This is a genomic window from Paenibacillus psychroresistens, assembly GCF_009728935.1.
Lineage (GTDB): Bacteria > Bacillota > Bacilli > Paenibacillales > NBRC-103111 > Paenibacillus_AC > Paenibacillus_AC psychroresistens.
Map to the genome: position 1 here is coordinate 6,202,574 of NZ_CP034235.1, position 24,244 is coordinate 6,226,817.

The 24,244-nt window shown below is 33.7% G+C and carries 27 protein-coding genes; all 27 read right to left on the bottom strand.

Annotation, left to right across the window (positions count from 1 at the left end; translation table 11 throughout):
• Position 1: 1 nt before the first annotated feature.
• The gene (rfbG, locus tag EHS13_RS28170; RefSeq protein ID WP_227013546.1) at positions 2 to 1,108 is read right to left on the bottom strand and encodes a CDP-glucose 4,6-dehydratase; all 1,107 of its coding nucleotides are present in this window, start codon (positions 1,106 to 1,108) and stop codon (positions 2 to 4) included.
• Positions 1,069 to 1,851 (bottom strand): glucose-1-phosphate cytidylyltransferase, encoded by a 783-nt coding sequence (gene rfbF / locus EHS13_RS28175; protein WP_155703570.1) that lies wholly within the window; start codon positions 1,849 to 1,851, stop codon positions 1,069 to 1,071. Before rfbF ends, rfbG begins: the two co-directional genes overlap by 40 nt.
• A 22-nt stretch (positions 1,852 to 1,873) precedes the next feature.
• A complete protein-coding gene (locus EHS13_RS28180; protein WP_155703571.1) occupies positions 1,874 to 2,254 on the bottom strand; it encodes a GtrA family protein in 381 nt (126 codons plus the stop codon).
• Positions 2,251 to 3,753 (bottom strand): lipopolysaccharide biosynthesis protein RfbH, encoded by a 1,503-nt coding sequence (rfbH, locus tag EHS13_RS28185; RefSeq protein ID WP_227013548.1) that lies wholly within the window; start codon positions 3,751 to 3,753, stop codon positions 2,251 to 2,253. Before rfbH ends, EHS13_RS28180 begins: the two co-directional genes overlap by 4 nt.
• Positions 3,754 to 3,776: 23 nt before the next feature.
• Positions 3,777 to 5,183, bottom strand: a complete 1,407-nt coding sequence (locus EHS13_RS28190) for an undecaprenyl-phosphate glucose phosphotransferase (RefSeq protein WP_155703572.1) — start codon at positions 5,181 to 5,183, stop codon at positions 3,777 to 3,779.
• 7 nt (positions 5,184 to 5,190) lie between these two features.
• Positions 5,191 to 6,057, bottom strand: a complete 867-nt coding sequence (locus EHS13_RS28195) for a glycosyltransferase family 2 protein (RefSeq protein WP_155703573.1) — start codon at positions 6,055 to 6,057, stop codon at positions 5,191 to 5,193.
• Between the two features lie 169 nt (positions 6,058 to 6,226).
• Positions 6,227 to 7,066: a dTDP-4-dehydrorhamnose reductase gene (rfbD, locus tag EHS13_RS28200; RefSeq protein ID WP_155703574.1), complete on the bottom strand. Its 840-nt coding sequence runs from the start codon at positions 7,064 to 7,066 to the stop codon at positions 6,227 to 6,229.
• An 8-nt stretch (positions 7,067 to 7,074) separates the two neighbouring features.
• Complete coding sequence (gene rfbB / locus EHS13_RS28205) at positions 7,075 to 8,085, bottom strand: dTDP-glucose 4,6-dehydratase (RefSeq protein ID WP_155703575.1); 1,011 nt, start codon at positions 8,083 to 8,085, stop codon at positions 7,075 to 7,077.
• The gene (locus EHS13_RS28210) at positions 8,082 to 9,047 is read right to left on the bottom strand and encodes a hypothetical protein (protein WP_155703576.1); all 966 of its coding nucleotides are present in this window, start codon (positions 9,045 to 9,047) and stop codon (positions 8,082 to 8,084) included. The genes rfbB and EHS13_RS28210 overlap by 4 nt, the downstream gene beginning before the upstream one ends.
• Before the next feature lie 239 nt (positions 9,048 to 9,286).
• Positions 9,287 to 9,556, bottom strand: a complete 270-nt coding sequence (locus EHS13_RS28215) for a hypothetical protein (protein WP_155703577.1) — start codon at positions 9,554 to 9,556, stop codon at positions 9,287 to 9,289.
• Between the two features lie 32 nt (positions 9,557 to 9,588).
• A complete protein-coding gene (gene rfbC / locus EHS13_RS28220; protein WP_155703578.1) occupies positions 9,589 to 10,137 on the bottom strand; it encodes a dTDP-4-dehydrorhamnose 3,5-epimerase in 549 nt (182 codons plus the stop codon).
• 12 nt (positions 10,138 to 10,149) lie between these two features.
• Positions 10,150 to 10,893, bottom strand: coding sequence for a sugar phosphate nucleotidyltransferase (locus EHS13_RS28225; RefSeq protein ID WP_155703579.1), 744 nt, complete (start codon positions 10,891 to 10,893; stop codon positions 10,150 to 10,152).
• A gap of 19 nt (positions 10,894 to 10,912) precedes the next feature.
• Positions 10,913 to 12,046, bottom strand: a complete 1,134-nt coding sequence (rffA, locus tag EHS13_RS28230; protein ID WP_155703580.1) for a dTDP-4-amino-4,6-dideoxygalactose transaminase — start codon at positions 12,044 to 12,046, stop codon at positions 10,913 to 10,915.
• Between the two features lie 2 nt (positions 12,047 to 12,048).
• Positions 12,049 to 12,411 (bottom strand): EamA family transporter, encoded by a 363-nt coding sequence (locus tag EHS13_RS28235; RefSeq protein WP_155703581.1) that lies wholly within the window; start codon positions 12,409 to 12,411, stop codon positions 12,049 to 12,051.
• 45 nt (positions 12,412 to 12,456) lie between these two features.
• Positions 12,457 to 13,218, bottom strand: a complete 762-nt coding sequence (locus EHS13_RS28240; protein WP_155703582.1) for an SDR family NAD(P)-dependent oxidoreductase — start codon at positions 13,216 to 13,218, stop codon at positions 12,457 to 12,459.
• Between the two features lie 14 nt (positions 13,219 to 13,232).
• A complete protein-coding gene (locus EHS13_RS28245) occupies positions 13,233 to 14,291 on the bottom strand; it encodes a ketoacyl-ACP synthase III (RefSeq protein ID WP_155703583.1) in 1,059 nt (352 codons plus the stop codon).
• Positions 14,292 to 14,296: 5 nt separating this feature from the next.
• Positions 14,297 to 14,533 carry an acyl carrier protein gene (locus EHS13_RS28250; RefSeq protein WP_155703584.1) on the bottom strand — a complete coding sequence of 79 codons (237 nt, stop codon included), beginning with the start codon at positions 14,531 to 14,533 and terminating at the stop codon, positions 14,297 to 14,299.
• Between the two features lie 16 nt (positions 14,534 to 14,549).
• On the bottom strand, positions 14,550 to 15,554 hold the full coding sequence (locus EHS13_RS28255; RefSeq protein WP_227013550.1) for a 3-oxoacyl-ACP synthase III family protein: 1,005 nt from the start codon (positions 15,552 to 15,554) through the stop codon (positions 14,550 to 14,552).
• Between the two features lie 99 nt (positions 15,555 to 15,653).
• A complete protein-coding gene (locus tag EHS13_RS28260; RefSeq protein WP_155703586.1) occupies positions 15,654 to 16,193 on the bottom strand; it encodes a GNAT family N-acetyltransferase in 540 nt (179 codons plus the stop codon).
• Positions 16,190 to 16,948, bottom strand: coding sequence for an SDR family NAD(P)-dependent oxidoreductase (locus EHS13_RS28265; protein WP_155703587.1), 759 nt, complete (start codon positions 16,946 to 16,948; stop codon positions 16,190 to 16,192). Before EHS13_RS28265 ends, EHS13_RS28260 begins: the two co-directional genes overlap by 4 nt.
• Positions 16,945 to 17,172 carry a phosphopantetheine-binding protein gene (locus tag EHS13_RS28270; protein WP_155703588.1) on the bottom strand — a complete coding sequence of 76 codons (228 nt, stop codon included), beginning with the start codon at positions 17,170 to 17,172 and terminating at the stop codon, positions 16,945 to 16,947. Before EHS13_RS28270 ends, EHS13_RS28265 begins: the two co-directional genes overlap by 4 nt.
• Positions 17,173 to 17,194: 22 nt before the next feature.
• Positions 17,195 to 18,142: a glycosyltransferase family 2 protein gene (locus EHS13_RS28275; RefSeq protein ID WP_155703589.1), complete on the bottom strand. Its 948-nt coding sequence runs from the start codon at positions 18,140 to 18,142 to the stop codon at positions 17,195 to 17,197.
• 174 nt (positions 18,143 to 18,316) lie between these two features.
• The gene (locus EHS13_RS28280; RefSeq protein ID WP_227013553.1) at positions 18,317 to 20,458 is read right to left on the bottom strand and encodes a hypothetical protein; all 2,142 of its coding nucleotides are present in this window, start codon (positions 20,456 to 20,458) and stop codon (positions 18,317 to 18,319) included.
• Between the two features lie 153 nt (positions 20,459 to 20,611).
• A complete protein-coding gene (locus tag EHS13_RS28285) occupies positions 20,612 to 22,282 on the bottom strand; it encodes a hypothetical protein (protein WP_227013554.1) in 1,671 nt (556 codons plus the stop codon).
• 121 nt (positions 22,283 to 22,403) lie between these two features.
• Positions 22,404 to 22,967 (bottom strand): D-glycero-alpha-D-manno-heptose-1,7-bisphosphate 7-phosphatase, encoded by a 564-nt coding sequence (locus tag EHS13_RS28290; RefSeq protein WP_155703592.1) that lies wholly within the window; start codon positions 22,965 to 22,967, stop codon positions 22,404 to 22,406.
• Positions 22,964 to 23,656 (bottom strand): nucleotidyltransferase family protein, encoded by a 693-nt coding sequence (locus EHS13_RS28295; RefSeq protein ID WP_155703593.1) that lies wholly within the window; start codon positions 23,654 to 23,656, stop codon positions 22,964 to 22,966. Before EHS13_RS28295 ends, EHS13_RS28290 begins: the two co-directional genes overlap by 4 nt.
• Positions 23,657 to 23,659: 3 nt before the next feature.
• Positions 23,660 to 24,244, bottom strand: coding sequence for a D-sedoheptulose 7-phosphate isomerase (gmhA2, locus tag EHS13_RS28300; RefSeq protein ID WP_155703594.1), 585 nt, complete (start codon positions 24,242 to 24,244; stop codon positions 23,660 to 23,662).

Here is a 24,244-nt window from a genome sequence, read left to right on the forward strand (position 1 = left end):
CTCAGTTTTGTAGATTTAATACAGCTTCATAAGCTGCGATTTGAGCTAAACAAATGGCCTGCATGTCACCTTGTGACTGATATACTTTGGACCATTCGACAATTTTGTCGAGTGTTGTATCTAAGCTCCAGCAAGGCTGCCATTGAAGCTCATTTTTCGCTTTGGAGCAATCCAATTTAAGAAACTTAGCTTCGTGAGGATGATCGCCTTCATCTATTGTAAATCCGATTTCATGTCCCCATTTAGCGCACAATGCTTCAACGATCCATTGCACAGGCTTAGCATCTTGATCATCTGGACCAAAGTTCCAGCTTTCTGCAAAAGGCTTACCATTTGTGAAAAGCTTTTCAGCCAAGCTAAGGTACCCGCTTAACGGTTCTAGCACATGCTGCCAAGGTCGAATGGAGTAAGGATTGCGTATTCGCACAGCCTCTCCTTGCAACAAAGCGTTAATACAATCAGGAATTAGACGATCTGCAGCCCAATCTCCTCCACCAATAACGTTACCAGCTCTAGCTGATGCCACAGCTGCCCCATTAGCAAAAAATGATTGCCTATAAGCTTGAGTCACTAGCTCTGAACAGGCTTTACTATTCGAGTAAGGGTCCAATCCGCCTAATGGTTCGTTCTCCCGATAACCCCAATGCCACTCTTTATTCTCATAAACTTTATCTGTCGTTACATTCACAACAGCTTTAACACTTGGATTATGTCTAACTGCTTCTAACAAATTTACAGTGCCCATCACATTCGTTGCATAGGTTTCAACAGGTGTATTGTAGGATTCACGAACTAAAGGCTGTGCTGCCATATGGATGACGATTTCGGGACTGTTATCCGCCATTGCTTTATTTAAAGCTGCTGCGTCTCTGATATCTCCAATAATCGAGTTCATTTTCGTAGAGAGCTTTGTTATCTCAAATAACGAAGGCTTGGTTGGAGGCTGCAAAGCATATCCCGTAACTTCAGCACCCAGCTTATTCAACCAGAGGCATAACCATGACCCTTTAAACCCAGTGTGCCCCGTAACAAAAACTTTTTTGCCCTGCCAAAATTGCTCGCGGCTCATCATATCCAATTTTTCCATGGAGCTTTTCCTGTTTTCCATAGGTCCTCCAAGTAATTCCGATCTCGAAGTGTGTCCATAGGCTGCCAGAAACCATTATGCTTATAGGCCATCAAAGAATGATCAGTGGCTAGCTGCTCAAGAGGTTCTTTTTCAAATATAGTCGAATCATCCGCAATATAATCAAAAATCTCTGGCTGTAATACGAAGAAACCTGCGTTAATCCACGTTCCATCGCCTTTTGGTTTCTCATGAAAGCCTCTGACCTCGTGGCTGTCTGAGATATCTAAAGCGCCAAATCTTCCTGCCGGCTGTACCGAAGTTACAGTTGCCAGCTTACCGTGTTTATGATGAAACTCAGTAAGCTCCTTAAGATTCACATCCGAAACTCCATCGCCATATGTCAGCATGAATGGTTCATTATTTATGTATTTTTGAATTCGTTTTACTCGTCCGCCTGTCATTGTATCCAAGCCAGTGTTGACTAAAGTGACCTTCCACGGCTCTGCTGAATGTTCATGAGTAACAGAAAGATTATCGCCACCACTACGAAAATCAAAAGTAACATCCGATTCATGCAAGAAATAATGCGCGAAATACTCTTTAATATAGAAGCCTTTGTAGCCCAAACATATAATAAAATCATTGAACCCATAATTGGAATAGAGCTTCATAATATGCCACAATATTGGCCTTTCACCAATTTCAATCATCGGTTTAGGCTTGAGATGCGATTCCTCACTAATTCGCGTTCCATATCCACCTGCAAGAATAACAACCTTCATATCAAACCTCCGGTAGGACGAATTATTTTTTGAAAACAAATTTTCTATTTAATAAAAAAGACAGGATTGCCAAGGGCAAAACTAGAATGGCACCTGCTATATAAACATTCAACCCGATCAACTGAAATCCTTTTAATAACCCGACATTAACTAAGTAAACCATACCATAAACCGCAAAAAATCGCACGATAAGTCGATTATCACTTGAATTGAAAACTAATTTCCCCGTTGTTTTAAAATTGAACAGTACCCCAAGAATGGTAGAGAGCAGTGATGCTACCGAATAATGCAGATTAAGATAAATAAAAAAGGCAAACAAACCATAACCGAATATGGTATTGATGCCTCCAACAATTAGAAATCTAAAAAACGGTTGATTTAGCTTTTTTATTAATGCTTTCATGTATTATATACAGCTTCTTTAATTGTAGTGATCATATAGTCAATCATCTCATCTGTAAGACCGGGGTAAACTCCAACTAAAAAAGTATCATACATAATCTTGTCCGTGTTAGGGAGGTCGCCAACCTGTCGGTACTCCACTCCATGAAAAGCAGGCTGCTTAATTAAATTCCCTGCAAAAAGCATACGAGTTTGGACCTTATTGGCCTCCAAATATTCGGTAATTCGTGTCCGCGAGTACTTTTCTCCATCTTTAATGGTGAGGATAAAACCAAACCAGCTTGGCTCACTGTTCGGTGTAGCTTCTGGAAGGATCAGAATGTCTGTTAAATCAGCGAGTCCCGATTTGAGGCGATTAAAATTATGAATCCGACGATCAATAAATGAAGGCAGCTTCTTTAATTGCTCAATTCCAATAGCAGCCTGCATATCTGTAACTTTTAAATTATATCCTATGTGTGAATAAGTATATTTATGATCATAACCAAGCGGAAGCTCACCTAGCTGCCAGCCAAAGCGTTTTTTGCACGTATTATCACAGCCTGATGGGCACCAGCAATCACGTCCCCAGTCACGGAACGATTCAAGCGCCATCTTGAGAATAGGATCATTCGTGTAAACTGCGCCACCTTCACCCATAGTAATATGGTGTGGTGGGTAAAAGCTGGAGGTTGCAATGTGGCCAAATGTGCCAGTCAACTTACCATCATATCGTGACCCAAGAGCATCACAATTATCTTCGATTAGCCATAAATTATGCTTCTGAGCAATACGGACAACCTCGGAAAGATTGAACGGATTTCCCATTGTATGAGCAATCATAATAGCTTTGGTTTTAGGTGTGATCGCTTGTTCAATTTCTTCTACGCTAATGTTATAAGTCGCTAGATCTACATCGATGAATACAGGGATTAGACGGTTTTGGACGATAGGAGCGACCGTAGTTGGAAAGCCTGCTGCGACTGTTATAACCTCATCGCCTGGAAGTAAACGTCGTTCGCCCAGCTTAGGAGAACTTAACGCCGATACCGCAAGTAAGTTGGCCGATGAGCCAGAGTTGGTTAATAATGCATAACGAACGCCAATATAAGCTGCCATTTCGGTTTCAAACTGCTTACAGAACCTTCCCGCTGTCAACCAGAAATCTAGAGAAGCGTCTGTTAAAGCGACCATCTCTTTTTTATCGTATATTTTGCCCGCATAGCTTAAATTTGATTCGCCTGATACAAACGGCTTTCTGAGATGAAACAAATCGTGGAACTCTTCCACTTTCGAGAAAATCAGCTGGCGTCTCATTAGTTCGAAGCTTTTGTCGGTTATAAAGCCAACGACTTCTGCGGTTGTTAGTTGATCATTTAACCATTCTCTCGGAGTGGAGAGATCCACTGTATAATCTCCATCAGATTGCTTACACGCAAATGTTGTTGTTGTTAAAGCATTCAGCTCTGCTACTGCATGAAATTCGTTGTCGATCTGTACTATATCTCGAATTGCGCGCATTCTGTCAAACTCCTCTACCTTAATTAATAGGCATTTTTGTTAACAAAGCCTTTATAAATCGTCAACCAAATTATTTTAATATCAAATAAAAAAGTCCAATTTTCGATGTAAAAAATATCAAGTGAGATCCGCTCTTCAATTGATGTATCACCACGTAACCCATTACTCTGCGCCCACCCTGTAATGCCGGGACGAATATGATGCTTGACCATATACTTCGGAATCTCTTCTTTAAACTGGTCTACGAAAAATGGGCGCTCCGGACGCGGACCTACCACACTCATATGGCCGAACAACACATTAAAAAACTGCGGCAGCTCATCCAAGCTAGTTTTGCGGATAAAAGCACCTATCTTCGTTTTACGAACATCATTTTCAGTGGTCCAGCCTGTATCTGCCGTTTTCAGACTAGCCTGTCGCATTGAACGGAATTTATACATCGAGAACATCCGACGGTTCAAGCCTACACGTTCTTGTTTGAAAATCACAGGTCCAGGTGAAGTCAATTTAATTGCAACTGCTACGACTGCTAATACAGGCGAAGTAACTATTAATGCAAATAAAGAAAAAACAATATCAAAGGCACGTTTTGCTAACCGATTCCCCATATCGTCCAATGGAATATCACGTACATTAATCAATGGAATTCCAGCAAAATGATCAAAATAAGGCCGTGCTGGCAGGATATCATAGAAATCAGGAATGATCATCGTCCTTATACCTGCTTTTTCACAGACATTTATTATCTTCCCATACTTATCATGTGCGGCCAGTGGAAGTGCAATAATCACTTCATCGACAATAACAGACTCCAGTATATTTTCCAAGTTATCTATCATACCGAGGATCGGTTTATATTCACGGTTAACACTATCATGTTTTGTGTGGAAATCATCTAAAAAGCCAATGATCTCGACACCTAAATCCGGTTGTTGCTGAACCTTATCATAGAACTTTCTCCCCAAGCTGCCTGCACCTAAAATTAGAACAAATTGCTTGTTGTAGCCTTTTGTTCTGAGATTTCTTAAGGTCATTTTGACAATATATCGATAAATTGAAGTTGTTATAATGGTCATTGAAAGCAGTACTGCAAGAAATTGCCGCGAAATATCAAGTTCTTTATTAATAAACAAGAGACTTAAGAGAATAAGCAAACTAATTAAGTGTACTTGAATAATTTTAAGTATTTCAAATGAAAACCGCTTTTTACGTTTAGGCGAATAAAAACTCAACAAAAAACCGAGTGAAATCACAATTATGCTATAGACTAAGGTCCATAAATAATATTGTTCTTTGGGAAGTGGTGAAGCCGCTGGCATTATACCTGAATTAAACTTGATCCACCAAGCCATAAAAAATACGATTTGAATAACGCAGAAGTCACAAAGAGCGTATATCTGAGTTAAAATAGACTGACTTTTGCGAATCATGCAGTATTCACCTCATTCGTTTGATCTGATTTTTCACTAAAGATAACGCTAGCTTGACACCAATTCCTGCATATACGAGACCATTTACAATGTAGGGGTAGTTTTTTTGATAATGCTTTCGATGAAACAACCACATCGCTCGATGAAATTCATAGACAATTTTCACTGGTTTTCGACGGCTGCTGGCACCTTTTAAATGTAAAATTTGCGTTTTTGGATAGTAATAATTGACCCAGCCTGCTTGTTTAATTCTATAACACCAATCAATGTCTTCGCCATACATGAAGAATTCCTCGTCCAGCATTCCCACTTGATCGATAGCAGCTCGACGCACAAACATAAAAGCACCTACCAAGCAATCCACAGGGTATGCGTCGTCAGGGTCCTTATAGCCGAGCTGGTACTGATTAAACCTAGGAACAGCGGGAAATAGCTTTGATATACCAAAAGCGTAATAGAAAGACGCTGAAGGCGTTGGAAAGCCCCGTTTGCATGCCTTGTCCAAAGATCCATCTTGCAGAACAAGCTTACAGCCTGCTGCGCCTACCTCAGGATGCTTGTCCATGAACTGAAGCATAATAGCTAAAGTGTCCTGCTGAATCAGCGTATCTGAATTTAGAAGTAAAACATATCGCCCTTGAGAGATGCGCATAGCCTGATTGTTCGCTATGGCGAATCCGACATTTTCTTTGTTTAGTATCAATTTAACTTGTGGGAACTCACGCTGAATATGTTCTATACTGTCGTCTTTTGAAGCATTATCTACTAAGATCACTTCAAAAGAATAAGATGATATTGATTCGTAAACCGATTGAAGAGCATTTAATGTCAGCTCTCTAGTATTGTAATTTAATATAAGAATACTTACATCCATCAAATGTCACCAGCAAACTTAGTTATTTTCTTTCTTTGCTTCGCTTTATTTTAACATAAATATATGTTTATGGCATGAGGTAAATGAATGAACTAACATTTTTATTCATTTAAAGAAAAAAGAGCCCATTAATAATTGGCTCTATTGTTTATCTAAAATTATTTTCAAACTATTTAATACTTATTAGAAATTCTTTTAAAGCCTCTCTCCATGGTCGCAAATCCGTAAAATTATTGGAACGGATGGCTTGATGGTCCATAACCGAATGTCTGGGACGTGGTGCTGGTCGTGGGAATTCATCGGTTGTGCATGGTTCCACTTTCGTTACGTAATCAGTTTCTGAAAAAATAGCTTTTGCAAAATCAAACCATGAGCAGCTTCCAGAATTCGACGCATGGTAAATGCCATATTTTTCTGAAGCAATCAATTCAAGAATAAATTGACATAGATCTATTGTATAGGTTGGTGAGCCAATTTGATCATCAACAACTTTAAGATTTGGTTTTTCTTTACCTAATTTTAGCATTGTCTTCACAAAGTTATTTCCGTATTGACCATATACCCATGAGGTGCGAACAATAAAATAATGATTAGAAAGTGATTGAACCAAAAGTTCACCAGCATGCTTTGACTTACCATAAATAGATTGTGGGTTGGTGTTATCATATTCTTTATAAGAGCTCTCTGATCTACCATCAAACACATAATCCGTGCTAACATAACAAAGCTTGGCGTTAATCTCTTCAGCGGCCATCGTTACATTACGAGTACCGAATGCATTGATCCTAAATGCAAGATCCTCTTCAGATTCTGCTAAATCAACAGCAGTGTAGGCAGCAGCATGAATAATTAAATTTGGCATTTCTTTATTAATAACTGAACGACATTGTTCAAGATCACAAATATCCAGTTCTTCTCTGCCAAATCCAATTACATCGTGTTCTAAACCAATGATCTCTACTAAATCCCGTCCAAGCTGGCCGTTTGCACCTGTTATCAATATTTTCAATTATTGTCTCACCGCCGTAATCCGTACTGTTTGGTATAATACTCCTCATACTCACCTGATTGGATTCTTTTCCACCAGCTTTGATTATCTAAATACCATTGAATAGTTTTAGGCATTCCTTTTTCGAAATCGAATTGTGGCTTCCAACCAAGCTGCTGAGTAATCTTCGTTGCATCAATTCCATAACGTCTGTCATGTCCCAATCTATCCTGAACATATTCAATTAATGATTCTGACTTACCAAGCTCAGTAAGCACTGTCTTCACTATTTGAATATTCGTTCGTTCATTATTTCCACCTATATTATAAACTTCTCCAAGTTCGCCTTGATGAACAACCAAATCAATTGCACTACAATGATCCTCTACGTATAACCAATCACGTATATTTAAGCCATCGCCATAAACAGGTAATGATTTATCACTTAAAGCATTTGCAATCATTAAAGGAATAAGCTTTTCAGGAAATTGAAACGGTCCGTAGTTGTTTGAGCATCTTGTAATGTTAACTGGAAGTCCAAAAGTTTCATGGTACGCTCTAACTAATAAATCAGAACCTGCTTTACTTGCAGAGTAAGGACTGTTCGGAGCAAGAGGAGTATCTTCAAGAAACAACCCAGTTGCACCCAGAGACCCATAAACTTCATCTGTAGATACATGAACGAATTTAGTGACACCATAACGCTTAGCAGCATCAAGTAAGACTTGAGTACCCATAACATTTGTTTTAACGAAAATACTTGCATCAAGAATACTGCGATCTACATGTGATTCTGCTGCAAAATGAACCACATAGTCTATTCCACTCTCAAATATCTCATCTACTAGTTTATTATCTGTAATATCCCCTTTTATAAATTTATACCTCGGATCATCCTGAACACTTTCAAGATTCTCTAAATTACCTGCATACGTCAAAGCATCCAAGTTGATAATGCTCACACTTGGATGCTTTTGCAGGATATACATAATAAAATTACTGCCAATGAATCCAGCACCGCCCGTAACTAAATATTTCATTTTATTGCCTCCTGTTTTAGAATTAATTTTGAAATGTTTTCAACTTTTTTTGTATCATCATTAAATCTAAAGATTATTGCATGTTCTGTACTATTCTCTATATCTTGGATGTTATCAACATAGTTGAAGGTAACCTTCTTTTTTAATTCGAATTGTTTAAAAAAAGTCTCCCCCAATAATATCCATTCAAAATCACTGTTTTTAATAACATATATCTTATAGTCCGTTATATTCTCCCCATATCTTTTCACTGTATCATCATATACAACTTCTGCCGCTTCTTGAGACCTAATAAAGAAAACACGTGAATTATTATTATAATCTTTATAATAAAGATTATTTGCTAGTGAAAACACAGTCAAAAGTATTAAGGCTAAATACGATAGCTTTTTTTCAATTCTCCCAAAGATATAAGCAAATAACAGCAATAACACAATAAAAGGAGCGTAGACCCACCTTAATTCTAAACGAATAGTTAATACTGCTGGTAATAACAATAAGCTGATTAGAAAAATTGCAGTTAATACTGCCATTAAATTTGATCGTTTATCTAATTTATTATTTCTGATAAAGAAGATAATTAACCCCACAGTTATCAGACTTATGAAAAAACTAAACAATTGAACGTACAATTTTGAATTCTGAATGTACTCCCCATTTAGATAAGGTGGCCCAACATTGAGACCTAATAAATTTAATATCCCACATGCTGTAAATATAAAAATGTAATAAAAACTAAACGTAATATTAGTTCCACCAGTTCCAACCATAAAGCCCGTTTGAAAAACAATATCTTTAATAAAAATATTAAATATAACAAAAATTATTGGAATTGAACAAAAGTAGATTTTCTTTCTTTTAACTAAATTTTTACTAAAAGAAATTAATAATACGATAAAAGGCAGCAAGGCAATAAATCGTTCATGAGTAAAAATAAGTATCAGAAATAATATTATAATCATGTACGCAGAATTATGTTTTCCTGTTTGATAAAAACTAAAAGAATAATTAAGTATTAGAATAATAATCAGTAAACAGATTGCTTCCATTAAACCATTTAGCTGCAAAATATTATAAAAAGAAAACCTAGATGTAATATAAAGCAAACTAATACAAAAAGCTATTAAAGCGCTACATTTACTTATCCTTCTAGTTAAGCTATATATAGAGATAACAATAATGTAATTAAAAAGAATATTTGTCAAAAAAATAACTGATATTTACTATTAAACAATTTGAACAAAACATATTGAATCAGGTTCCAAACCGGTCTATATTTCTGACCGTCCGTATTTAATAATGCCTTGGATAAAAAAGAAGTGCCCTGTTCGAATGAATTCCAAGCTGCTAGGTCATCTCCCATTAACACATGAAAATGAGATCCCATTTTAAAAAACCACATAAAATTAATAATAAAAAGGGAAATTAAAAATAAAGGATTTTTGTATTTCTTTAATACTTTTAAACTCATTATTTTATTCGCTCCTAAAAGCAGGTTACCTTTTATTCAAAATTAATTTCTGCATCCTTTAGTAAAGGTTGCTTGTGATCCTTATCAGATAATATCGGATTAGAAATTGGCCAATCAATTCCAAGTGAAGGGTCATTCCATAGAATCCCCCTATCATGCACAGGCGAATAATATTCATCCACCTTATATAATACTTCCGTATTAATTACAGTAGTACAAAATCCATGCGCAAAACCAGTTGGTACAAGCAATTGCCGTTTATTCTCTCCACTTAATAAAACGCTTATCCACTGACCGTAAGTTTCAGAGCTGGGGCGAATGTCTACAACTACGTCATAGATTTCACCTACTAAGACACGAACTAGCTTTGTCTGTGCTTTCGGTTTTAATTGATAATGAAGCCCTCTAATCACACCTTTTTCAACCGATAGAGAGTGATTATCTTGGATAAAGGTATGGTTAATATTATATTTACCAAACAGCAACTGGTTATAACTTTCCACAAAGAAACCGCGCTCATCTGAATGGACTTTCGGTTCTATAATTACAACACCACTTAGCTTTGTTTCAATCACCTTCATTAGCGCACCTACCTATAATTTGAGTTTACCGAAATCCTCACCAAAAAATAATTCTTGTGCTAATTCATTCGCTTTTGCTAATGATGCATGAGTACCTGCATCTGTCCACCAACCATCTAATACATCGTATGTTAATTCATTTCTAACAATGTACGCATTATTTACATCTGTAATTTCAAGCTCACCTCGTCCAGAAGGCTTTAACGTTTTAACTATTTCGAACACATTACAATCATACATATAAATACCTGTAACTGCATAATTGCTCTTGGGCTGTAATGGTTTTTCTTCAATAGAAACTATCCTATCCCCTTGCAATTCGGGAACACCATATCTTTGTGGGTCATTTACTTCTTGAATTAATATTTTCGCACCGGTTTTCTGTTCTTTAAAATTAACTGTATATTTAGAAATATCGTCAACAAAGACATTATCACCTAAAATAACAACCATTTGATCTTGACCTACAAAATGCTCAGCTAACCCTAATGCTTGGGCTATTCCGCCTGCTTCATCCTGGACTTTATAAGTGAAGCTTACACCCATTTCTTTACCACTTCCAAGCAAATTAACAACATCACCCATATGATCTTTCCCGGTGACTATAAGAATATCCAAGATGTCAGCTTGCTTTAACTTATAAACAGAATGAAATATCATTGGATATTTCCCAACAGGTAGTAAATGTTTGTTTGTAACTTTGGTTAAAGGAAAAAGACGTGATCCTGTTCCTCCAGCTAAGATGATACCTTTCATTTTAATCCCCCCAATATGTCTATTTATTTATAAAAAACGAATATATGGAATCTACTACTCTTCCGATCTGGTCTTCTCCAAAATTATAATATAAAGGAAGCCTTAATAATTTATCACTCTCTTGTGAAGTAAATCTATCCTCTGCATGCATTTTCCCGAAACGTCTACCTGCAGTGGAACTGTGCAATGGGACATAGTGAAATACACTCATAACTCCTTTTTCTTTCAAAAAGGCCATCAAGGCAGTACGCTCTTCTAAGTTTTTCACTTTCAAGTAAAACATATGGGCGTTATGCACACATTCCATTGGAATATTCGGAAGCTCTATTTGTCCTTTTTCTTGGAGTGGTCTTAATAATTTATAATACAAGTTCCAACTTTTTAACCTATCAGAATTAATAACTTCTGCTGATTCTAATTGAGCGTACAAGAAAGCAGCATTAATCTCACTAGGAAGATATGAAGAACCTACATCTACCCAAGTGTATTTATCTATCTCCCCTCTAAAAAACAGAGCTCTATTAGTTCCTTTTTCTCTAATTATTTCGGCACGCTCTACAAAGCTATTATCATTAAGTAGAATAGCTCCACCTTCTCCACAATTGTAATTTTTCGTTTCATGGAAGCTAAAACAACCCATATGCCCAATGGTACCTAATGCTCTTCCTTTATAGGTGCTCATAACTCCTTGGGCCGCATCCTCAATCACTAATAAATTATATCTCAGTGCTAGATCCATAATTACTTCCATTTCGCAAGAAACGCCAGCATAGTGAACTGGAACTATGGCTTTCGTATACTTGGTTATAGCAGCCTCGATAAGTGTTTCATCAATATTCATAGTATCCGGTCGAATATCTACAAAAACAATTCTCGCACCTCTTAATACAAAAGCGTTAGCTGTTGAAACAAAAGTATAGGAAGGCATAATAACTTCATCCCCTTCTTGAATATCAGCTAAAATAGCAGCTAACTCAAGAGCATGAGTACACGATGTTGTAAGTAATGCTTTTCGTGTTCGAAAATGGTTCTCAAACCACTCGTTACATTGTTTAGTAAAATTACCGTCACCAGAAAGCTTTTTGTTTAAAATAGCTTGTGCGATATATTCTTGTTCTTTACCAGTTATCGCTGGAACATTAAAGTGTATCATAGTCACGTCCTACTTGTTATTATTATTCCTAACACGATTAAAGACATGCCCGCACATTTATAGAATGTAACTGGCTCTTTAAATAGGAATATTGAAATAAAAAACACTAAAACAAACGATAAACTCATAAAAGGATATGCAAATGAGATATCAAATTTAGTCATTGCTCCTATCCAGAATAACGAAGCAATAAAAGCCGAAAAAAAACTAAACAAAATAAATGGATCAATCATAAGCCTACTTAAGAAAATAATCTTGTCCATCGTATCTTCAGGTAATGATCCAAATTTGCCAATTCTCCATTTAAGCATAATTTGCCCTACTACAGTGAAAAGTATCGTGCCGAATATATATAAATATCCCATATTAATCCTTTCACCCAAACAATTATCGAATTATTTTAGTGGTAGCTACTGACAAGTGTATCCACCATCTACTATTAAATTAGTTCCCGTAATCCATCTTGCAGCGTCAGATAATAAATATACAGTAGCATAAGCTACATCTTCTGGACTTCCAAATCCCAATGGATGTTTCTTTAATACCAATTCATATTGTTCTTTAGGTATAGAGCTAAAGATATCTGCAGCCATCTCAGTTTGTACAATTCCTGGGGAAATGGAATTCACCCTAATTTGTAAGGAGGATAATTCTATAGCTGCAGATTTAACTGCTGCTATGACTGCCCCTTTACTTGCAGAATAACTAATAACTCCAGACTCACCAACTAAACCCATTACAGAAGAAATAAAAACATATGAACTTCCTTTGACGCAAATGTTTTTACTCGAAAAACCTTTCATAATAGCAATTCCTGCGTATAAATTAAGAGACATTTCTTCTTCCATATGTTTCTTTTTTATTACTCTAATTGGAATGGTCTGATGTAAACCAGCGCAGTGTACAAAACCATTAAATGGTTTCCCGATTTTTTTTGAAAGACCTTTTATCCAGCCAGATATTTCATCAGTTTGAGTAAGATCAAAAACTTCAATGAAATGTTTATCGGGATTTTTTGTTTGTTCAAGTGTTTTAGATAATTGCTCCTCGTTTCTTCCTACCAGAACAACTATGGCTCCTTGATTACTTAAGATTTCTGCTGTTTTTCTTCCGATGCCTGAAGATGCACCTGTTATAAGAATAAGTTTATCTTGCAAAGTAAAAGGATTCATACTTAATCAATCTCCTAACAATAAACAATTTCAGAACAAAATATTTTATTTGAATTGATAGTTGCCCCCGCCCAAGAATAGCCCACTCCAAATCCCGCTAAACATAGGTTTAGTGGTTTATTCAAAAGTTCATCCTTCAGACATCCCACTAATACAAGGGGGATAGAAGCAGAACTCGTATTCCCATATTTTTCTATGTTTGTAGGAAGCTTATCTTTATCAATTCCAGTTTTTTTCACAATATAATCCAGCATGAATTTATTAGCTTGATGTAAAACATAATAATCCACTTCTGCTTCAATCATACTGCTACTATCTAAAGTTTCCTTTATCAACCTGGGCACACGCTCCTGTGTAAAGTTAAAGATCTCTGAACCATTCATATAGAGATCTTCTTGAGAGCGTATATTCCCATCGTCATTTTTCACCTTGACATTTGTTTCACTTCCCTTACGGGTCCTGAAGCCACCTGCCGGAATAATTAAATTTTGTTCACCATGACCATCAGTCCCAACAACAAAAGTCATCTTCTGCTCTACCTCTGAAAATTCTAATGCAGTTGCAGAACCTGCATCACCAAATAGTAAAGCAACCGATCGATCCTCTGGGGATATAACCTTGCTGATCGTATCGCCTACAAGCAATAACATCCTCTTACACGCCTTACTTTGTATAAATTGAGAGGCGATTAACAATCCATAGACATATCCAGAGCAACCTAATGAAACATCAAATGCTAAGCAATGATCGGATAAGCCTAATTTTTTTTGAATTGAACATGATGTGGCTGGGAGTATATAGTCAGGTGTTTGTGTTACGAATACTATTCCATCTATACTGTCCCTCTCCCAGTTAAGGTCATCTAGTATTTTTTCTGCTGCGGCAATACATAAATCAGCTGTTGTTTGTTCCTCATTTACTCTAAATAACTTTTTCACTCCGACCATATTAGAAATTTTTTTGATTTCCTTTTCAGTAAATCGATTTCCAAATTGTGCTATATCTAGTTCATTATTTGGAACAGCACATGCAATACCAACAATTCTCGAGTTATAAACATTAGCTATTGTCATCTCAATTAACCTTCCAACTTATGTTGTATTAACGCAATAATATCGCCTAAAGTAAGACAAGAGGTTAATTTTTCAGCTTTAAGGGTAATATCAAAATGTTCATCAATCAAAGCTATAGTAGCCACAGTAGCCATAGAATCCCATTCCTCAATATCAGCCAAAATACTTTCTACATTCAAAGATCCAACTTCAACAAAAACAACATTTTCCTCAAATTCATTTATAAATTCTACTTTATTCATTTTCCATTCCTCCATATTATGAGTAATTTTCATGCCATACTATATCGCAACCTGCCCAAGAATATCCTACTCCAAAACCTAATAACATCATTCTTGAGTTGAGGGTAATTCTTTGATTAGCCCATTCTCGTTTTAAAGCAATTGGAATTGTAGAAGATACAGTATTACCACAATCCTCCATCTGTATGGAGAACTTCTCACTTTCAATTTTCAGCTTTTTCCTGAGATGTTCCAGCATATATTTATTAGCTTGATGAAATACAAACAAGTCATAATCCGAAATTTCATGACTTGACTTGTTTAATAATGTTTGAAAAGCTAGAGGAATCTCTTGCAGTGTAAAATTAAATATCTCTGGACCATTCATATACAAATTTTGTCTTGACCTCGTATTCCCAAAAGAATCCTGTATTGCAATTCCTGACTCTTGTGATATTGGCTCTCTGCTTCCGCCGGCTGGAATTATTAAATTATTTGCACCTCTCCCATCTGTACCAAATACAAATGGGCCAATATAATCAGTTTCGGAATGCATTCCTGAAATTAAAGAGGCTGTCCCTGCGTCACCGAACAATACTCTCACACTTTTATCTTGTGGATGAATATACTTACTATAAGTATCAGCAGTAAGTAATAATACATTCTTTGCAATACCTGTTTCAATCAATCCTTTGGCAAGGGACAAACCGTAAACATATCCTGAACATCCCAGATTAAAGTCAAGTGCACCACAAGTAGTTGGTAATTTCAATCGTTCTTGGATAAGGCAAGCTGTAGTAGGTAATATATAATCTGGAGATTGTGTACAATAAAGCAAATAATCAATTTGATTCTTGTCAAAATCTGAATTCTGAAAAAGTTTTTCTGCTGCTTGAACTGCAAAATCAGAAGCAATCTCATTTTCAGTAGAGATATTCCGTTCATATATACCTATTTTCCCTGTTATTTTGTCTTCAGTGGAATTATACTCCTTCTTTTGTGGGAAATAATACTCAATTGATTGAATATAACTTTTTATCAAGATTTATACTCACATCCTATCCTCTAATTGTTTTAGCCTACGTGTATTGTACAACAAGAAATTAAAAAAAAGAAATTAATTTAGAACCCATAAAAAGGTTTATAAAGTGATTTCCTTTTTTATCACACTTCTAATTTTCCTAGTACATAACAAAAAATTATCTTTGAATAATCTGTAGTGTTGTTTTTCTATGGCTTCCTGAGCATCCAACATAACAAAGCCTAACGCTTTATTAAAACGAATAGCTCTCTTATTACTTTTAAGAATGTAAGAATTAATAAAAACAATATTTAAATAATTAAAAGCAAAATCAAGCAAAGACAAAGTCACTTGAAAAGGTATCATTGAATTTAAGTATTCCTCGGAATAAATAAAGATACCCGCTTCAGCGGAATGATCTGTAAAATTAATTTTCTTAATCTCAGTCAATCCTATAAGCTGATGTTTATATTCAATTAAAAAATAATAATTTTCTTTATTGTCAATAGATAAAAACCATTTTTTTTGCATTTCTTCTGTTATAAAATCCCGAAACTCCATAAACTGAGATATTTTAGGATCATTCCTCCAATTTCTTACTAATTCAATATGTTCTTCAGTTAATCTCAAAAGTCGAATACCGTTTTCCTCAATGATCATATACTTGCACCACCATCTATGACAATACTTTGTCCAGTAATCCACCTTGAACTTCCAGAAAGTAAAAAACAAGTCAAATCTGCTATATCATCAACCCTTCCTAAGCCTAAAGGGTATCCCTTAGTCATTTTCTCTAAATACTCTCCAGTATTTTCACCTTGCCAATTTTCAATCATTTCAGTCAATACAAAACCAGGTGCTATTGCGTTCACCCTAATACCATATTTTGCGACTTCTAATGCCATAGATTTTACTAAGGAATCAATCGCTCCTTTAGCAGCACTATAATTAATAAGACCTGGACTTCCTTTTATCGCTGCTATTGAAGATATTAACACAATTGAACTTTTAGATTCGGAGTATACTCTTTTATCACAAAAACCTTTACATAAGCTTAAGTTTGCAAAATAATTAACTTCAAATAATTCTTTAGCCTTTGTGATAGAAATTGTTTTTAAAGGCACAGTCTGTTGAACCCCAGCAGATAATATTAGCCCTTTAAATTTACCAAATTCAATGGTCAGATTTCTCAACCATAAAGGCAATTCATCTAAATTAGCCGATAAATCTTTTACAATTGGAATAATTAAATCGGGATGCAGAGCTAACTTTCTCATCTCGATCAATTTTTCTTCTCTTCTAGCAACCGCAAGTACTTTTCCACCAAGTTCATTAATTCTTAAAGCAATCGCTTTACCTATTCCCGAGCTTGCACCTGTTACCAAATATAAATCATTTTCTGTAAATTTAATCATTCTAATTTTCCGTTAGTCAGATTTAATAAATCTTGGATTGTTCTGCAATTATTCACTTGTTGTGAAGTAATATTCACTGAAAGCAAAAGGTCGAAAAGTGAAATTACACTAACAATTGCTAATGAATCCCAGTCTTCAATTTCCTCCAGTTTCATATCATCTGTTAATTCCATGTCTACCTGTAATATTTCCTTAATTTCATTTAATAGTTCAATTTTCTTCATTCAAATTTCCCTCCTATTAGTTTCAATCATTTATCTTTATTCCTATAGCATTTTTAACAACGTAAAGCGGTCTTTTCTTCACTTCAGAAAATGTCTTCCCAATGTAAAGTCCTAGAATACCCATATTAGCAAACAACAATCCACCTATTAGATACAGTGAAACAATCAAACTTGTCCATCCTGATACCGGTTGATTTAAAAAGAAATATCTAATCATTAAATACATACCAAATATACATGATACAAGTGATATTAAAAAGCCAAATACAATGGATAATTGAAGGGGCTTATTGGATTGGAATATTATATTATTAATCGCAAATTTAAATAACTTTTTAAAATTATATGAAGTTTTACCAATTAATCTTTTTGAATGTTCAATATCAACGTAACCTATATTAAATCCTAACCATTTTACAAAAAGTGGGAATGATCTCCCTTGCTCCTTTATCATTCTAAAATTACGAATCACTTTGTTTGAACTTATTGAGAAATTTGCTATTGAATTATCTGATTTACTGTCAGTAAAATAATCTAATATTTTAAAGAAAACGAAAGATCCTAGCTTCTTTAAAAATGTATCTTTTCGTTCATGTCTTCTACCAAATACTACATCATACCCTTTACTAACTGTATTATATAATTTAGTAATTTCTTCGGGTTGATCTTGTAAATCACAATCCATAACGACAACCCATTCACCATGCGCGTAATCAAGACCAGCTGTTATTGCATAATGCTGTCCAAAATTTCTTGAAAGATTAATTCCTTTTACTCTACTATCCATTTCAGCTAAGTATTTAATTGTGTTCCAAGATTCATCAGGACTTGCATCATTAACTAAGATAATTTCGAAATTACTACTTATTGGTTCCAATGTTCTTTTTAGCCGAAGATATAATTGCTCTAAACATAATTCACATCCATAAACAGGGATTACAACTGATATAAATAATTGTTTAGTATCCATTCTTTATAATCACTCCAAAATTATTTTTCCTTAATTTCATACAAACATCATGGTATCAAATAAACTCACACTTCACAAACTTCTCACCATTACATTTTACTCTAATGCTTTTATAGGCTCCCCTGCATGCATTGAAACATCAAGATTTTGCAACAATCAAGTTATTAGATTAAGTTAATAAATTAAATCAGAAATATCAAGCATTGTGAAATCTGCAGATTCAATTAAATGTACTTTGGGATCTGCCTTTAATTCAGTGATTGTCTTATTAATTGAATCACCCTCTAAATCCATTGCTTTAGGCCTAATTATAAACCTTATATGTCCCCATTCTAGGTAGTTTAAAAAATTTTCTCTATTGTTACCTATAGTAGAATTACCACCATATGCCATCACTACATGAGGAATATATTCAAAACCACATGAAAGTTGGTGCATAATTCCATCTGGGCCATAACCAATGCATCTTGAGTTTGCTTTATTATTAGTTTCTAGATATTTTTCAATTTCTAAAAGACCAATATCTTGAAATACTATATGTTTTTCAGTTTTTGAACTTGACCATAGTTTCAATCCACTTATAGTTAGTTTGCTCATACCAGGTGTCCATGATGAATGTGAAACTAGCACTAAAAATAATTGTAATGGAATAAACAAAATGAGGCAAGCTAATATTAGACGTTTAATTTCCCAATTAAACTCAAGAAGTGGTTTAATTAATGTAACTATAATCAATATGACCGGAGCCAAGTAATAGTTTCCATCCCCCCCTTTTGCTGCGGTTGTTAAAAAATAAATAAAAGCTATAAACATTGGTAATACTACAAAAAATAACTTGTAATTTTTTTTATTAAAATGCATAAAAGATAATAATGTTGTAATAATCAATAAAAAAATATAAAGATTACCTGGCCAAATCATTGCAAAATTACTATATTTATTAGGATCTAACACTAAATGATACCAATGTTTTATTATCTCCATAAAGTTTAATGAATTAGTAGGTACTATGTTTAAATTTAAAAAGGGGTATTTTAGCTTAAATCCAATTATTCCCCATAAATTACTTAGCAACGGAAAAATCGGATATCCAGTAAGAATGAACGTACGATAACAAACCCCTAACAACACCAAAAAGGATAAAATTAAAATACTTATAATAGGGTAATTATTAGTCTTTATTTTTTTATAATATTTGATTTCATATTTATTATTTATTAATCGTAGAATAAACACACCAAAAATTATCAATGGTACAAAAAGAAAACTATTAAATTTTATAGATAATGAAATAGTCGACCCAATTAATCCAAGTATAAGACTATTGAAATTGTTTGTTTTTATCCAATTCCAAAAATAGAATGTTGCTAAAACTATAATTAAAGCATTAAATAAATCAGGTTTTGCAGTTGAGGCCATATTAGACACCATTGGTATTGATATAGTGACACTTGTAACTATCAAGGCTTCAATCTTCTTGCTTCCGTTTTCTCTAATAAATATATATATTGTTAAAGTTAACAGAATCAACACAAACACATTTCCACTATAAATAAAACTGAACGAGTCTAAATTACTTAAAGGGGCAAGAAACAATTCAAATAATTTAGGATAATAATAGGGAAAAAGAACATATCCTAAATTATCAAAAAAGGAACTTTCTCCAAATAAAACATATTCAGGTCTCAATCCATACATCATTGAATCAAAATCAATAACGTTAGTTAGTTTCCCATATTGAACTAAAATGGTTAAAGTAATAAATAACTGGAAAAGCCTTTCCAATATATTACTTATTGAAATCTCTTTTACTATGCAGAAAACTAATGGAATGCACTTGTGATTAATAAAACTTATCAGAGCAATAAAAATAGTTAACACTCTAAGACAATTAATATTTCCATATCCAGCGAAAGATAAAACAATAGCAAGAAAACACCAAATGGTTAAACCAACTATAAAAAAATCTAAATATTTTCGAATCCCATCTTTGGAGTTTATAGATAAAATTTTAAATATAAAACTACCAAACATAATAATAATTTCAAAATAAACGATACCCAGTACAGCAGCTAAAAGTACTTGATGAAATAATAAAAATAAGAAAATGACTACTAAAAAGGAAATAACAAATTTGTTTCGATTTTTAATAAACGACATTCCAAAAAAAAGAATTAGTAAACATAAAAATTCAATTCCACTTTGTATTGTTCCAATTTGATTTGAGGGGTACTTAAATACTCCATTTAAAATTAATTTATTATACGGGATAATTTGAAATAGAATAGCAATAAAAATACATATAATACCTATCAATCTGTTTTTTAATACAATAATACACACCCCATTTGTTAACTCTAAGTCTGTTTAAGGCAAAAATCCTCTGTAATTAGTGACATTTCAAACCTGTCCAAATATCTAATTAGGTTAGCCCATGAACAAGCTTGCACTAATTTCATGATTGAGTATTTATTCCCTTTTAAAACTAATAGATTTTATGATAATACCCAATTCTCTTTCATCCTTTGAGTTTCCTGTTTGCTTTGGAATGAAAGAATCACTTAAACTTAATGTTACTTTCTTAATTCCAATTTGCTCTACTTTTTTTGAGATATCAAAATCTCCATTTTTTAGTTCGCTTTTCATAATTATTTTATCATCTATAGAAATTGATAAAACTAAATTACTATATACATCCGGTATATTTCCTTGGATATGCAAATTGCTTTCAGACTCAATATTGAAGTAACCAATTGCTTCTTTACTTGTCCATCTAAATTCACCCTCTATTGGATACCATCCAGATATAAGATTTGCCGATGTGAGATTGCTTCCAATTCTTTGTCCTTTATAATCATAATAAACACTAAGATTATTCTTTTGTAATATCTTCAGTCCATTCCGAACCATACTTTCATCATATTGAAACATATTTAAATCAGAGGAGCTATACTTATCTATATCCATTGCAATTGTTCTAAGTTTTTCAAAATTAATTTTTCGATAAGGTGATATTTTCCACTCGACAATTGTTGTTACGAGATGCCCTGAAAATATTACTCCGATAAGTAGTAAATATAAAATTATCTTTGTTTTTTTATATTTCTTTACTTCACTCGCATTCACTTTTATCTCTAAAAATAAACAATAAAACAAAATCCATACAATACCAATTATCGCAAATTGAGTATTAGGTACATATCTAGATGACATTCCATAAGTAATTCCAAAATCAAAACGTCCCACTAATATTAAACCAAAGGTAATAAAACCATAAATGAAAAAGAGCAATGGTAACCATGTCTTAATATACATTTTCGTTTTAAAAAATTTAATTAAACTATACACAAAAAGAAGAGCAATTAATGTACCAATAATAATGTTCTTATTCAGACTAAAGTATTTATCTGCTACATTCACCCCAACTACGCTGGATGAAATTGATAATAGCACATATTTTATTGCATTTATAAAATGATGGAAAATAAATGATATTTTTTGACTAATAGACGCATGTTCTGCGACCATATTGTCTTCATAGATATGATAAAAATAGATTAAAAATAAAACGCTTGAAAGAAATAAAACATATAACAATAGTTTTAAATTTTTAGAAAATTTCACAGATTTACTAATAAATAAATTGATTATTAATATTATAATCATGCTCAAAACTAAAGCTGGGCCATAACCACCACCAAATACTAATATAGAGCAAATGAAAAACAAAATAAATACAATAATATTTTTTCTTGTTCGAAAATTAATGACCAAATCTAAGTAAACAAAGGTAAGAATAAAAAATAGATTTTTAATAAATTCTGCTATACCAAGACTAAACACAATACTTTCCCATTGAATAAGACTAAACAATAGCATGATTATAAATAGTGAGGAAAATTGTTTATACTTATCATTTCCCAATTGATGAAGACTTCTACTATAGTTTTTAAATAATATTATGCTAGTAATAGCTAAAATAAAAGCACCAAAATACATTTCCAATGTTGTATTTAAATGAAAAAAAATAGCATTTAAGAGAAAAATAATATTGTAACCTAAAGTACGATGTTCTAAGTGACCACGCCATAAATCTTGAAAAGTCAAATCCCCATTATAATACTTTCCTAAAAAATTCAAGAAATCAAATTGGTCTTGGAAGATTATATTTGCAGTAGAATTATTAATGTATAAAATATATAACACTATTTGAATGAATAAAAAAATGTAGAAAATATTTAGTTTAGTAAAATTCATCTTTTTAATATTCATAAATCCCCTTTTCGATAAAGCTCAATAAATTTACGTAATTGTTTTCAATAACATTTGCTGTTCTCTCATTAATTGAAATATTCTCACCATTACTAATTAATATATTCTTATTTACTCCTGCCCGTAATCCAGCTTCAATATCAGAATCCTTATCCCCAATCAATATAGATTCAGTTAAATCAACATCAAATTCTTTTGCAGATCTTAAAATCATGCCTGGATTTGGTTTCCTACAGTCGCTATCCAATTTATATTTACCTAACCCATGCTCTGGATGATATGGAGAAAACTCAACCTTCGTAATATATATGCCCTGTAGTTCAAATTGCTTGAGCATCCACGCTGTAAGAATATGAAACTCCTCTTCTGTATAATATCCTCTACCAATACCAGCTTGATTAGTAATGATTATTAATAAATAGCCTTTTTCCTGAAAAAATCTAAGAATCTCAAAAATTCCATCCATAAATTCAAAATCTTCAATTTTGTATACGTAATTCTTTTCGACGTTAATAATACCATCCCGATCCAAAAATAGCGCCTTTTTTTTCATAGTTGCTGCTCTAATTCGGATTGAGCTTTTGAATAATCCTCGGGAATACCAATATCAATAAAATATTTATCAGAAATCAAGGCATTAAAATTTAATTCTTCAACATATCTCACCATGTAATCTGTTTCGAAAGAAAATTTATCAGGTAAGTCTAATTGATTAAACAAACTAGATTGCGCTACATAAACGCCACCATTTATATTTCCCGATTCACAATACATTTTCTCTGTAAAGGCTACAATCCGATCAGCATTCGTTTTTACTATCCCATAACGGTCAAATTGTGTCATTGGTTTTAAAGAGAACGTTAATAGAGAATTTAATTCAAGATGTTTTTCAAGTAATTGCTGCAGATTTACATTAAAAAAAGTATCTCCATTAAGTATAAATACGTTCTCAGAAGTCACTTTATCAAGTGCTTTTTTTATCGCTCCACCAGTACCTAATGGTTGATCTTCGATCGAATAAACAATTTCAATATCCTTATATCTACTACCAAAACAAGCTTCAATTACCTCATGCTTGTAACCTGTTGATAGGATAACCTTTGTTATCCCTTCTTTATCTAGATAATCCATAAGATATTTCAAAAAAGGTTGATTATTAATTGGTGCCATAGGCTTCGGGACATCTGCAACAACAGATCGCAGGCGACTCCCTAAGCCGCCTGCGAGAATAATGGCCTCCATAACTTAAAAGCCCTTTCCAAATATAACTTCTTCAACAATAGCACAAAGAATATGACCAATTAATATGTGAGATTCTTGAATTCGTGGGGTTTCATTGGAAGGTACTTTAATGCAATAATCACATAGTTCTGCCATATTTCCACCTGATGCACCTGTGAAGCCTACGGTTATTATTCCTTTTTCTTTGCATACTTCTAACGCTTTAATAACGTTCTTGGAATTGCCAGAGGTGGAGATGCCAATGAACATATCGCCTTTAACTCCGTTAGCTTGTACCTGTCTGGCAAATAGCTGTTCATATCCATAATCGTTGCCAATTGCTGTAAGTATAGAAGTATCAGTAGTTAGTGCTAAAGATGCTAAACCTGGTCGATCAAAATAAAACCGGCTTACAAATTCGCCGGCAATATGTTGCGCATCTGCTGCGCTGCCACCATTTCCTGCAAGAATAGTCTTGTTGCCTGCACGATAGACCTCGATGGCTTTTTCTGATACCTCTTTAATCAAATTCGTTAATTGATCATTTTCAAGTATTGATTTTTTAATCTCATATGATTCTTTGATATGATTTTTAATATAATTGTGCAT